Origin of the sequence: Bradyrhizobium sp. WYCCWR 12699 (assembly GCF_032144035.1) — a bacterium.
Taxonomy (GTDB): Bacteria; Pseudomonadota; Alphaproteobacteria; order Rhizobiales; family Xanthobacteraceae; genus Bradyrhizobium.
The window spans coordinates 77,416-90,170 of record NZ_JAVTJN010000022.1; the positions used below are offsets into that span (position 1 = coordinate 77,416).

Consider the following 12,755-nt stretch of genomic DNA (forward strand, 5'->3'; position numbering starts at 1 on the left):
ACGGGACTTTCTCTCATGGCTACCTACGATCTCGTCGTCATCGGCACCGGACCTGGCGGTTATGTCTGCGCGGTGCGCGCCAGCCAGCTCGGCATGAAAGTCGCCGTGGTCGAAAAGAACGCCACCCTCGGAGGCACCTGCCTCAATGTCGGCTGCATGCCGTCGAAGGCGCTGCTGCACGCGTCGGAAATGTTCGAGGAAGCCGGCCACTCCTTCGCCAAGATGGGCGTCAGCGTTTCCGCGCCGAAGCTCGATCTGCCCGCGATGATGAACTTCAAGCAGCAGGGCATCGACGGCAACGTCAAGGGCGTCGAGTTCCTGATGAAGAAGAACAAGATCGACGTGCTCAAGGGCACCGGCAAGATCCTGGGCACCGGCAAGGTCGAAGTCTCCGCCGACGGCAAGTCGCAGGTGGTCGAGACCAAGAACATCGTGATCGCCACCGGCTCGGACATCGCGCGCCTCAAGGGCATCGAGATCGACGAGAAGCGCATCGTGTCCTCGACGGGCGCGCTGTCGCTGGACAAGGTCCCCGGCAAGCTCCTGATCGTGGGCGCCGGCGTGATCGGCCTCGAGCTCGGCTCGGTGTGGCACCGTCTCGGCGCCGAAGTCGTCGTCGTCGAATTCTTGGACCGCATCCTGCCCGGCATGGACGGCGAGATCGCCAAGCAATTCCAGCGCATCCTCGAGAAGCAGGGCTTTGCGTTCAAGCTCGGCGCCAAGGTCACCGGCGTCGACACCTCCGGCAAGTCGCTGAAGGCGACGATCGAGCCGGCCGCCGGCGGCGCCGCCGAGACGCTGGACGCCGATGTCGTGCTCGTCTGCATCGGCCGCGTGCCCTACACCGAGGCGCTCGGGCTGAAGGAAGCCGGCGTCGCGCTCGACGCGCGCGGGCGGGTGCAGATCGATCCGCATTTCGCCACCAGCCTGAAGGGCGTCTATGCCATCGGCGACGTCGTCGCTGGGCCCATGCTGGCGCACAAGGCCGAGGATGAAGGCGTTGCGGTCGCCGAGATCATCGCCGGCCAGGCGGGCCACGTGAATTACGATGTGATTCCGGGCGTCGTGTATACCACGCCGGAAGTGTCCTCCGTCGGCAAGACCGAGGAGGAGCTGAAGCAGGCGGGCACCGCCTATACCGTCGGAAAGTTTCCGTTCACCGCCAACGGCCGCTCCAAGGTGAATCAGACCACTGACGGCTTCGTGAAGATTCTCGCAGATGCGAAGACCGATCGCGTGCTCGGCGTGCACATTATCGGCCGCGAAGCCGGCGAAATGATCCACGAGGCGGCCGTTCTCATGGAGTTTGGCGGCAGCGCGGAAGATCTCGCGCGCACCTGTCACGCCCATCCGACCCGCTCGGAGGCCATCAAGGAAGCCGCGCTTGCAGTCGGCAAGCGGGCCATCCATATGTAGCAAGCGCCCAGCGCCGAATCGGGCGGGAAACACATGTTGCGCCGCCTTCTTCAACCGGTCTGGGTCCTGCTTGCGATCGTCTTCCTGATCGAAGCCTGGCTGTGGGACCATCTCGAGCCGATCGTCGCGCGCGTTGTCGCGGCGATTCCGCTGGCGCGCTTCAAGCAGTGGCTGACGGAGCGCGTCGACGCGTTGTCGCCGGCGGCGACGCTGATCATCTTCGCCGTGCCGATCATCCCCTTGTTTCCGCTCAAGCTGATCGGCCTGTGGCTGCTCACCCACGAATATTGGATGACCGGCGTATCCACGTTCCTGTTCGCAAAACTGCTCGGCGTCGGCGTCACTGCCTTCGTGTTCGACGTCACGCGCGACAAGCTGTTGGAGATGCACTGGTTCGAGCGGATCTACGATCTCGTGCTGAAGATCCGCGCCAAGGCGGCTGAGCTGGTCGATCCCATCAAGCAGCGCATCCGCGAGCTGATCGCCGGCAACGGCGAAGGCTGGTCCGCCCGTACGCTGCGTCTGATCCAGCGCTTCAGGAAGAGCGTGCACCAGGCGCGGTGAGCGCCGTCACGTTTGCGGTTTCGTAGCCCGGATGGAGCGCAGCGCAATCCGGGACAGCCGTTCCCGCATTCCGCTACGCTTCATGCGGGCGACAAGCGTCCCTCAGCCCTCAATGCAGATGCAGCAGATGCGGCCACCACAGGCCGAGCGCGGTCATGAAGAGGCCGGCGATCGTCAGGATGCCGCTGACATAGGCCAGCGCGAACATGCCGGTGATGATGGTGGCCGAGGCCAGCACGATGCCGATCTGGAAGGCGGCCGAGGCCAGCTCGAAATGGTGGTATTTCGCGGTCGCCTCGTCGCGGTCGTGCTCGGCATGCTTGGCCTTCTCGGCGAGCTGCTCGGTGCCTTCGCCGGTCTCGGGCTCGGAGCGGTAGCGCTGCGCCGTCTTAGTCCAGTCCTCGACCTGCTTCTGCACGGCGGGCTTCTGCGCCTCGTCCACGGCGGCGAGCGTGAGCTTGCCCTGTTCGGCCGCGGTCACCACCACGGTGCGGCGGATGCTCTTGGCCTGGAAGAACGCCCAGAGGTTGGCGGCCTCGACATTCTTGCTGATCGATTCGGTCTGGGCGCCCTTGCCGAGCGTCTCCGAGACCGCCAGGAACAGCGCCAGCACCGCGATCAGGAGCGCGATCTTCTTGTTGGAGCCGGACGCGTGTTCGGCGTGCTCGGCATGCTCCATGCTTTCGTGTGCGCTCATGATTCCCCTCCGCTTCGGTTCCGCAACGATTGACCGAACCGCGCGGCCTGCGCAAGAGGCACGCGCGTTGTGACGTCGGCGTGTCAGCAGCTCTCGTGTCCCGGACGCAGCGCAGCGTGCAACGCTGCGCTGCTGAGCCGGGACCCAGAAGCTAGGCGATCACGCGGTGGGATAGGCCCCGGCTCTGTAGCGCACCGCTAAGGAGCGCTGCGCTGCGTCCGGGGCACGAGAAATCGTGAGACTTCAGCGCCGCGGATGGGCGCTGGCATAGACTTCCAGCAGGCGCTCGGAATCGATGCCGGTATAGACCTGGGTGGTCGAGAGCGAGGAATGGCCGAGCAATTCCTGGATGGCGCGCAAGTCGCCGCCGCGCGAGAGCAGATGCGTGGCGAAGGAATGACGGAGCGCGTGCGGCGTGGCGCTGTCGGGCAGACCAAGCGCGCCGCGCAGCCGCTCCATCGCGAGCTGGATGATGCGCGGGCTCAAGGGACCGCCGCGCGCGCCGACGAAGATCGGGCCCTCTGCCGGCAGCGGATAGGGGCACATCGAGACATATTCCTGAACGAGCTCGAGCACGTTCTGCAGCACCGGCACCATACGGGTCTTGTTGCCCTTGCCGGTGACGATCAGCACGTCGCCTTCGCCGGGCTTCGGCACCTCGCGGCGCTTCAACCCCAAGGCCTCGGAGATGCGCAGGCCCGAGCCATACAGCAGCGCCATCACGGCTGCATCGCGCGCGAGAATCCAGGTCTCGCGATCCTCGCCGGCGCGCTCGTCGGCATCGGCAAGACGTTTGGCGGATGCCATCGGCAGCGGCTTCGGCAGGCTCTTTGCGACCTTCGGCGCACGGATCGCGGAGAGCGCGCCGACCTTGCCCTTGCCCTCGCGCTCCAAAAACCGACCGAACGAGCGCAGGCCCGCCAGCGCGCGCATCAGGCTGCGGCCGGCGATGTCGTCGGCCCGGCGCATCGCCATGAAGGCGCGCACGTCGGTTGCTTCCAGCGCGGCGAAACGTTTCAGCGTGACGCGCTCGCCCCAATGGGCGCAGAGGAAATCCAGGCATTGCCGCAAATCGCGGCCATAGGCTTCCAGCGTCTTCGGCGACAGCCGTCGCTCGGCGCCGAGATGCGACAGCCAGCGCGTCATCTCCTGCGCGACCGAGGGATCGGCGCTGGCGAGCTCGATTTGGGGTGCGGCGGCTTTGCTCATCGCTCTGGACGGATTGATTCCACTCAGTATATCGCATCACACCCGTTTACTGTTCGCTAAGGCCGCCCCAGGGCGCTAGCCTTGGCGCTCCAGGTTCCGATTCTCCCTGCAAAGACCGTTGATGGACCATTCGTCGCGCAGCAACGCCGCCCCTACCAACGCGACCGGCATGGTCGACGTGCTGGTGCCGGTCGCGCTCGACCAGACCTATTCCTACAAGGTGCCGCGCGGGATGGAGCTGAAGGCGGGCGATCTCGTCGGCGTGCCGCTCGGGCCGCGCGAGGTGCTCGGCGTGGTCTGGGGCGAGAACGCCAATCCCGATCCGCGCCTGCACAACCGCCTCAAGGAGGTCAGCGAGAAGCTCGACATCCCGCCGCTCAAGCCCGAGCTGCGGTCCGTGGTCGACTGGGTCGCCAATTACACGCTGAGCCCGCGCGGCATGGTGCTGCGCATGTGCCTGCGGATGGGCGAGAATCTCGGTCCTGAGCGGGTGCGTCCCGGCGTGCGCCTGGTCGGCGATCCGCCGAAGAGGCTGACGCCGGCACGGGCGCGCTTGCTCGAGGTGCTGTCGGACCGGCTGCTGCACGGCAAGTCGGAAGCTGCCAAGGAAGCCGGCGTCTCCTCGGGCGTGATCGACGGCCTCGTCGACGAAGGTACGCTCACGGTCGAGCCGATGCCGCCGCCTGCGCCGCCACCTAGTCCCGATCCGGAGTTCGGCAGGCCGGATTTTTCGTCGCTGCAACGGGCCGGCGTGGATGCGATGCGCGCGCTCGCGGCCAACGGCACCTTCCATGTCGCATTGCTCGACGGCGTCACCGGCTCGGGCAAGACCGAGGTCTATTTCGAGGCCGTCGCTGAAACCATCCGCCGCGGAAAACAATCGCTGATCCTGATGCCGGAGATCGCGCTCACCGGCCAGTTCCTCGATCGCTTCGCGCAGCGCTTTGGCGTGCGCCCGATCGAGTGGCACTCCGAGCTGACCCCGCGCACCCGTGCGCGCAATTGGGCGGCGATCTCCTCCGGCACCGCGCCGGTCGTGGTCGGCGCGCGCTCGGCGCTGTTTCTCCCTTACGCCAATCTCGGGCTGATCGTCGTCGATGAAGAGCACGACCAGGCCTACAAGCAGGACGAGGGCGTGCATTATCACGCCCGCGACATGGCGGTGGTACGCGCGCATATCGCCAGGATCCCGGTCGTGCTGGCGTCGGCGACGCCGTCGGTCGAGTCCGAGGTCAATGCGCGCAAGAGCCGCTATCAGCGGATCGCGCTGCCTTCGCGCTTCGGCGGCCAGCACATGCCGCATATCGAGGCCATCGACATGCGCCGCGAGCCGCCCGCGCGCGGCCGCTTCATCTCGCCGCGGCTTGCCGGCGAGATCAGGACCGCGATCGAAAAGCGCGAGCAAGCGCTGCTGTTCCTCAATCGCCGCGGCTATGCGCCGCTGACGCTGTGCCGGGCTTGCGGCCATCGCTTCGCCTGCACCATCTGCGATGCCTGGCTGGTCGATCATCGTTTCCGCCAGCGCCTCGTCTGTCACCATTGCGGCTTCTCGATGCCGCGGCCGCCGACCTGTCCGCATTGCGCGGCCGAGGAATCGCTGGTTGCGGTCGGGCCCGGCGTCGAGCGCCTGCAGGAGGAGGCGGCCGCGTTGTTCCCGCAGGCCCGCACCATGGTGCTGTCGAGCGATCTCATCACCTCGATCGAGACGATGCGCTCCGAACTCGCCGAGATCGCGGAGGGTCGCGTCGACATCATCATCGGCACGCAGCTCGTCGCCAAGGGCCACAATTTTCCGCGGCTCAACCTCGTCGGCGTGGTCGATGCGGATCTCGGCCTCAGCAACGGCGATCCGCGCGCGGCGGAGCGCACCTGGCAATTGCTCAACCAGGTGATCGGCCGCGCCGGTCGCGAGCAGGGCCGCGGCGTCGGCTATCTGCAGACGCACCAGCCCGACCATCCCGTGATGAAGGCGCTGATCGCCTGCGACCGCGAGGCCTTCTACGACAGCGAGATCGACCTGCGCGAGAGGACGCTCTATCCGCCGTTCGGCCGCCTCGCGAGCCTGATCATCTCCGCCGGCGACCGCCCGAGCGCCGAAGGTCTCGGCCGCCGTCTCGTCGCGCTCGCGCCGCGCGACGAGCGCGTCGTGGTGCTCGGCCCCGCGGAAGCCCCGCTCGCCGTGATCAAGGGCCGCTACCGCTTCCGCATCCTGGTGAAATCGGCCCGCGGTTTCGACCTGTCGGACTATTTGCGCAACTGGCTCGCCGTGTGCCCGAAGCCGACGGGCAATCAGAAGCTCGAAGTCGACGTCGATCCGCAGAGCTTTTTGTAGGAAATGGTCTCGTGCCCCGGCTCTGCGCCACAACGCGCACGCGTTGCAGCTTGTCCGGGACACCAGCGGCAATGACAGCACGAAAAAAGCCCGCGGTCCCCCAAGACCGCGGGCTTGTTTTATCCGCGCAGCAAACTGATGGAAAACTGCGCGATCACTGAGGCGCTAACGCGCCTTAGGAGACGACTTCCGCGGTGACGCGGCCGACGCCGGCGCCGGTGAGGCCGATGGCGCGGGCCGCACCCGTGGAGAGGTCGAGAACCCGGCCGCGAATGAACGGGCCGCGGTCGTTGATGGTGACGATGACGCTCGAACCGCGGTGGGTGACGCGCAGCTTGGTGCCGAACGGCAGCGAGCGGTGCGCCGCGGTCAGGGCGTTCTGGTTGAAGCGCTGGCCCGAGGCGGTGCGGCTGCCGGACTCGTTGCCGTAATAGGAGGCCATGCCGGAGAAGCTGTGGCCGCCGCCCGAGGTCGGGTTCATCGACGCGTTGGCGTTGCGCCAATCGGAGGTCGCGTTGGTATCGGTCTGGGCGTGGTGGCGGTGGTGATGATGCCGGTGATGCCGGGATTTGGCGGAAGCTTCGGTGGCAGTTCCACCGATGAGGAGAGTTGCGGCAACGAAAGCGATCGCCGTACGCGGCCGGGTCACAAAGCCCAGCGTCTTCAAAGACAGCATTTACTGGTCCCTAAGCTAGTATTGCCACATATGTGGCTAGTGGAGCCCCCATCAGTTTGTGAGCGGGTTCGCGTTTCGATTCCCAATGCGGCGTGAATTGGGCAGTAAATCCGTTCCGTGTCGCCATGAAACATCTTGTTACCGGCGCAGGATATTCAGCTCGCATCTCCAAATCTTCGTTTTTAACGATTTGTTAAGCAGGTGATTACTTAGAAATACTGTAAAACGAAGTTATCGCTTTCATTGTTTAGAATTGGGTAAGTATTCGGGGCGGGGAGCAACGGACGTCGGAATCACGCCTCAGCGATCCGTGTTCATGGCCGCTATGCGCTGGAGGCAGGAACCAACGGGGGAGTTAAGGGCGGCCCGGCTCAAACCATTCCGCGACACGGTAGCCTGTCACCCAAGTCCTGATCCCTTCGTGATCGATCCTTGGATCAGGCAGTGTTCGGTGTCTCGCAGCGTGCGACGAACTGGCGACAGAACCTCGTGCCTTTAATTTGGCGTCATGTTGCACCTGCGCGCCTGCTATGTTAGCAAAGCCGCGATTTTAACGAGCCCGGCACGTCCCGTGCTGGTCGAAAATCGAAGTCCCGCTTGAATTCCAAGGGCTTGGATCGCTAGGCGCCGCTTTGTGGCGACGGTTTTTCCCTTGCGAGTTTGACAGCAAAAAGAGCGCGTCTGTGGCTGCAGAAGATACGTCCGTTTCCGGTGTGTCCGGCCGTTATGCAACGGCATTGTTCGACCTGGCCCGCGACCAGAAAGTGGTCGACGAGGTCAAGGCCGACCTCGAGAAATTCGAGGGCTTGCTGAACGAAAGCGCCGATCTCACGCGCCTCGTTCGCAGCCCGGTGTTCGCGGCCGACGCCCAGTCCAGGGCCCTGTCGGCCGTGCTGGCCAAGGCCGGCATCGCCGGCATCTCCGCCAATTTCCTCAAAGTGCTGACCGCCAACCGCCGCCTGTTCGCGGTGACGGACGTCATCCGCGCCTACCGCGCCCTCGTCGCCAAGTTCAAGGGCGAGACGACGGCCGACGTCACGGTGGCGGAAGCGCTCTCTGACAAGAATCTCGACGCCCTCAAGGTTGCTCTGAAGTCGGTGACCGGCAAGGACGTCGCGCTGAACGTGAAAGTCGATCCCGCGATCATCGGTGGCCTCGTCGTCAAGCTGGGCAGCCGCATGGTCGATGGTTCGCTTCGCACCAAACTCAATTCGATCAAGCACGCGATGAAAGAGGCAGGCTGATGGACATCCGCGCCGCGGAAATTTCCGCGATCCTCAAGGACCAGATCAAGAATTTCGGCCAGGAAGCTGAAGTCTCCGAAGTCGGACAGGTGCTGTCCGTCGGCGACGGTATCGCTCGCGTCTACGGTCTGGACAACGTCCAGGCCGGTGAAATGGTCGAGTTCGAGAACGGCACCCGCGGCATGGCGCTGAACCTCGAAACCGACAACGTCGGCGTCGTTATTTTCGGTGCCGACCGCGAGATCAAGGAAGGCCAGACCGTCAAGCGCACCCGCGCCATCGTGGACGCGCCGGTCGGCAAGGGCCTGCTCGGTCGCGTTGTCGACGGTCTCGGCAATCCGATCGACGGCAAGGGTCCGATCCAGGCCGACAAGCGCATGCGCGTCGACGTCAAGGCGCCCGGCATCATTCCGCGCAAATCGGTGAACGAGCCGATGGCGACCGGCCTCAAGGCGATCGACGCCCTGATCCCGATCGGCCGCGGCCAGCGCGAGCTGATCATCGGCGACCGTCAGACCGGCAAGACCGCGATCGCGCTCGACACCATCCTGAACCAGAAGCCGCTCAACGCGCAGCCCGACGAGAACATCAAGCTGTACTGCGTCTACGTCGCGGTCGGCCAGAAGCGTTCGACCGTCGCCCAGTTCGTGAAGGTTCTGGAAGAGCAGGGCGCGCTCGAATATTCGATCGTCGTCGCCGCCACCGCATCCGATCCGGCGCCGATGCAGTACATCGCGCCGTTCACCGGCTGCACCATGGGCGAGTACTTCCGCGACAACGGCATGCACGCCGTCATCATCTATGACGATCTGTCCAAGCAGGCCGTCGCTTATCGCCAGATGTCGCTGCTGCTGCGCCGCCCGCCGGGCCGCGAAGCCTATCCCGGCGACGTGTTCTATCTGCACTCCCGCCTGCTCGAGCGCGCGGCGAAGCTGAACAAGGACCAGGGCTCCGGCTCGCTGACCGCTCTGCCGGTCATCGAAACCCAGGCCAACGACGTGTCGGCCTACATCCCGACCAACGTCATCTCGATCACCGACGGCCAGATCTTCCTGGAAACCGACCTGTTCTTCCAGGGCATCCGTCCCGCGGTGAACGTCGGTCTGTCGGTGTCGCGCGTCGGTTCGTCGGCGCAGACCAAGGCCACCAAGAAGGTCGCCGGCAAGATCAAGGGTGAGCTCGCGCAGTACCGCGAAATGGCGGCGTTCGCGCAGTTCGGCTCCGACCTCGACGCCTCGACCCAGCGCCTGCTGAACCGCGGTTCGCGCCTGACCGAGCTCCTGAAGCAGCCGCAGTTCTCGCCGCTGAAGATGGAAGAGCAGGTCTGCGTGATCTGGGCCGGCACCAACGGCTATCTCGATCCGCTCCCGGTCAACAAGGTGCGCGCGTTCGAGGATGGCCTGTTGTCGCTGCTGCGCGGCAAGAACGCCGACATCCTCAATTCGATCCGCGACACCCGCGACCTCACCGACGACACCGCTGCCAAGCTGAAGTCGGTGGTCGAAGGTTTCGCGAAGAGCTTCGCGTAAGAAGAACGCCGTCATGGCCGGGCCAAAGCGCGAAGCGCGTCTTCGCAACTGAAGTCCCGGCCATCCACGTGTTACCGCGTGGCAGACGAGAACGTGGATGGCCGGGACGAGCCCGGGCATGACGACAGAGATAGGCTAGCGGCTTGATCCGAGGGATCGAACCGTCGGGGACGAAGAATGGCGTCACTTAAAGACATGCGCGTCCGCATCGCCTCCACCAAGGCGACGCAAAAGATCACCAAGGCCATGCAGATGGTCGCGGCCTCCAAGCTGCGCCGCGCGCAGACCGCGGCGGAAGCCGCGCGTCCCTACGCCGACAAGATGAGCGCGGTGATCTCCAACATCGCCAGCGCCGCGGCGGGCTCGCCCGGCGCGCCGGTTCTGCTGGCCGGCACCGGCAAGGACCAGGTTCACCTGCTGCTGGTCTGCACCGGCGAGCGCGGCCTGTCCGGCGCTTTCAATTCGTCGATCGTGCGTCTCGCCCGCGAGCGCGCCCAGGCGCTGATGGCGCAAGGCAAGGAAGTCAAATTCTTCTGCGTCGGACGCAAGGGTTACGAGCAGCTCCGCCGCCTGTTCGACAAGCAGATCGTCGAGCACATGGACCTGCGCAGCGTCCGCCAGCTCGGCTTCGTCAATGCCGAGGAGATCGCCAAGAAGGTGCTGGCGCGGTTCGACAACGGCGAGTTCGACGTCTGCACGCTGTTCTATTCGCGCTTCCGCTCGGTGATCGCGCAGATCCCGACCGCCCAGCAGATCATTCCGCTGGTGGTCGAGACGGCCGCTGCCGCCAACACGACGTCTTACGAATACGAGCCGGAAGAGGACGAGATTCTCACCCGTCTTCTGCCGCGCAATCTCGCGGTCCAGATCTTCCGCGCGCTGCTCGAGAACAACGCCTCGTTCTACGGCGCGCAGATGAGTGCGATGGACAACGCGACGCGCAACGCCGGTGAGATGATCCGCAAGCAGACGCTGGTCTACAACCGCACGCGTCAGGCGCAGATCACCAAGGAACTGATCGAAATCATCTCGGGCGCCGAAGCCGTCTAAGGACGCGTCGGCACCCATTCAACCCATCATCCCGGTCGTTGACCGTGGTCTAGAAGTTCGGATCGAAGGAGACATTCAATGGCAGCCCAGGTCGGTCGCGTCACCCAGGTCATCGGCGCCGTCGTCGACGTGCAGTTCGAAGGCCACCTCCCGGCCATTCTCAATTCGCTCGAGACCAAGAACGGCGGCAACCGCCTGGTGCTCGAAGTCGCCCAGCATCTCGGCGAGTCCACGGTCCGCACCATCGCGATGGACACCACCGAAGGTCTGGTCCGCGGCCAGGAAGTGACCGACACCGGCGCTCCGATCCGCGTTCCCGTCGGTGAAGGCACGCTCGGCCGCATCATCAACGTCATCGGCGAGCCGATCGACGAAGCCGGTCCGGTGAAGTCGGAAGGCCTGCGCGCAATCCACCAGGAAGCGCCGAGCTACACCGACCAGTCCACCGAAGCTGAAATTCTCGTCACCGGCATCAAGGTCGTCGACCTTCTTGCTCCGTATGCGAAGGGCGGCAAGATCGGCCTGTTCGGCGGCGCCGGCGTCGGCAAGACCGTGCTGATTCAGGAGCTGATCAACAACGTCGCGAAGGCGCACGGTGGTTACTCCGTGTTCGCCGGCGTCGGCGAGCGCACCCGCGAGGGCAACGACCTCTATCACGAGTTCATCGAATCCAAGGTCAACGCCGATCCGAAGAATCCGGATCCGAGCGTGAAGTCGAAGTGCGCGCTGGTGTTCGGCCAGATGAACGAGCCCCCGGGCGCCCGCGCCCGCGTCGCGCTCACCGGTCTGACCATCGCGGAAGACTTCCGCGACAAGGGCCAGGACGTGCTGTTCTTCGTCGACAACATCTTCCGCTTCACGCAGGCCGGCTCGGAAGTGTCGGCGCTGCTCGGCCGTATTCCTTCGGCGGTGGGTTATCAGCCGACGCTCGCCACCGATATGGGCGCGCTGCAAGAGCGCATCACCACCACCCAGAAGGGCTCGATCACCTCGGTGCAGGCCATCTACGTTCCGGCCGACGACTTGACCGACCCGGCGCCCGCGACCTCGTTCGCGCATCTTGACGCGACCACCACGCTGTCGCGCTCGATCGCCGAAAAGGGCATCTACCCGGCGGTGGACCCGCTCGACTCGACGTCGCGCATGCTTTCCCCGCTCGTCGTCGGCGAGGAGCACTACGCGGTCGCCCGTCAGGTCCAGCAGGTGCTGCAGCGTTACAAGGCGCTGCAGGACATCATCGCCATTCTCGGCATGGACGAGCTTTCGGAAGAGGACAAGCTGACCGTGGCCCGCGCCCGCAAGGTCGAGCGCTTCATGTCGCAGCCGTTCCACGTCGCCGAAATCTTCACGGGCTCGCCGGGCAAGTTCGTCGACCTCGCCGACACCATCAAGGGCTTCAAGGGCCTGGTGGAAGGCAAGTACGACCACCTGCCGGAAGCCGCCTTCTACATGGTCGGCACCATCGAAGAAGCCGTCGAGAAGGGCAAGAAGCTGGCGGCGGAAGCCGCCTAAGCTGGCGAATAGCGAATAGGGAGTGGCGAATAGCTGCTCCCTGCTTCAACCACTCGCCACTCACCATTCGCAGGTTTCTTATGGCCACCTTCCATTTCGATCTCGTCTCTCCGGAAAAGCTCGCCTTCTCGGGCGAGGTCGATCAGGTCGACATTCCCGGCGTCGAGGGTGATTTCGGCGTGCTGGCAGGGCATGCGCCGGTCGTGGCGGCGATCCGCCCCGGCATTCTCACCATCACCACCGGCGGCAAGCACGAGAAGATCATCGTGCTCGGCGGCCTCGCCGAAGTCTCCGAAAAGGGCCTGACCGTGCTCGCCGACGTCGCGACGTCGCTCGCCGAGCTCGACCGTGCGCAGTTCGCCGAGACCATCTCGGAGATGGAAGAGAACCTGAAGGAGCATGAAGGCGGCGAGCTCGATCACGCCATCGAGCGGCTCGACCATTACAAGAGCATTCAGCATCAGCTCAACGCGACGGCTATGCACTAAGCCCCGGGGCACTGCTCCGGGGCATTGGGCCTAGGATT

At 65.0% G+C, this 12,755-nt stretch carries 11 protein-coding genes; 8 read left to right on the forward strand and 3 right to left on the reverse strand.

The genetic code is table 11. The features are described 5' to 3' along the window. Nucleotides 1-15: 15 nt before the first annotated feature. Nucleotides 16-1,416, forward strand: a complete 1,401-nt coding sequence (gene lpdA, locus RPS27_RS10225; protein ID WP_194405441.1) for a dihydrolipoyl dehydrogenase — start codon at nucleotides 16-18, stop codon at nucleotides 1,414-1,416. A gap of 33 nt (nucleotides 1,417-1,449) precedes the next feature. Next, entirely contained in the window at nucleotides 1,450-1,980 is a 531-nt protein-coding gene (locus RPS27_RS10230; protein ID WP_212068953.1) for a hypothetical protein, read from the forward strand. Between the two features lie 109 nt (nucleotides 1,981-2,089). On the opposite strand, the gene RPS27_RS10235 is transcribed toward RPS27_RS10230, so the two are convergent. Together RPS27_RS10235 and RPS27_RS10240 are read right to left on the reverse strand one after the other, a co-directional pair. Next, nucleotides 2,090-2,677: a DUF4337 domain-containing protein gene (locus tag RPS27_RS10235; RefSeq protein WP_212068954.1), complete on the reverse strand. Its 588-nt coding sequence runs from the start codon at nucleotides 2,675-2,677 to the stop codon at nucleotides 2,090-2,092. A 243-nt stretch (nucleotides 2,678-2,920) separates the two neighbouring features. Continuing rightward, the gene (locus tag RPS27_RS10240) at nucleotides 2,921-3,886 is read right to left on the reverse strand and encodes a tyrosine recombinase XerC (protein ID WP_212068955.1); all 966 of its coding nucleotides are present in this window, start codon (nucleotides 3,884-3,886) and stop codon (nucleotides 2,921-2,923) included. Between the two features lie 121 nt (nucleotides 3,887-4,007). Here RPS27_RS10240 and RPS27_RS10245 point away from each other — a divergent pair, with 121 nt between their 5' ends. Then, nucleotides 4,008-6,218, forward strand: coding sequence for a primosomal protein N' (locus RPS27_RS10245; RefSeq protein ID WP_212068956.1), 2,211 nt, complete (start codon nucleotides 4,008-4,010; stop codon nucleotides 6,216-6,218). A 175-nt stretch (nucleotides 6,219-6,393) separates the two neighbouring features. Here RPS27_RS10245 and RPS27_RS10250 read toward each other — a convergent pair whose 3' ends face one another. Continuing rightward, a complete protein-coding gene (locus RPS27_RS10250) occupies nucleotides 6,394-6,894 on the reverse strand; it encodes a septal ring lytic transglycosylase RlpA family protein (RefSeq protein ID WP_212068957.1) in 501 nt (166 codons plus the stop codon). 683 nt (nucleotides 6,895-7,577) lie between these two features. On the opposite strand from RPS27_RS10250, the gene RPS27_RS10255 reads away from it, so the two are divergent. The 5 genes from RPS27_RS10255 (at nucleotide 7,578) to RPS27_RS10275 (ending at nucleotide 12,717) form a co-directional block, all read left to right on the forward strand. Then, nucleotides 7,578-8,138 carry a F0F1 ATP synthase subunit delta gene (locus tag RPS27_RS10255; RefSeq protein WP_211415071.1) on the forward strand — a complete coding sequence of 187 codons (561 nt, stop codon included), beginning with the start codon at nucleotides 7,578-7,580 and terminating at the stop codon, nucleotides 8,136-8,138. After that, on the forward strand, nucleotides 8,138-9,667 hold the full coding sequence (gene atpA, locus RPS27_RS10260; RefSeq protein WP_194405448.1) for a F0F1 ATP synthase subunit alpha: 1,530 nt from the start codon (nucleotides 8,138-8,140) through the stop codon (nucleotides 9,665-9,667). The genes RPS27_RS10255 and atpA overlap by 1 nt, the downstream gene beginning before the upstream one ends. 177 nt (nucleotides 9,668-9,844) lie before the next feature. Further along, nucleotides 9,845-10,717 (forward strand): F0F1 ATP synthase subunit gamma, encoded by an 873-nt coding sequence (locus tag RPS27_RS10265; protein WP_194405449.1) that lies wholly within the window; start codon nucleotides 9,845-9,847, stop codon nucleotides 10,715-10,717. Between the two features lie 78 nt (nucleotides 10,718-10,795). Beyond that, nucleotides 10,796-12,229, forward strand: a complete 1,434-nt coding sequence (atpD, locus tag RPS27_RS10270) for a F0F1 ATP synthase subunit beta (protein WP_212068958.1) — start codon at nucleotides 10,796-10,798, stop codon at nucleotides 12,227-12,229. 80 nt (nucleotides 12,230-12,309) lie between these two features. Further along, nucleotides 12,310-12,717 (forward strand): F0F1 ATP synthase subunit epsilon, encoded by a 408-nt coding sequence (locus RPS27_RS10275; RefSeq protein ID WP_194405450.1) that lies wholly within the window; start codon nucleotides 12,310-12,312, stop codon nucleotides 12,715-12,717. Nucleotides 12,718-12,755 lie beyond the last annotated feature (38 nt).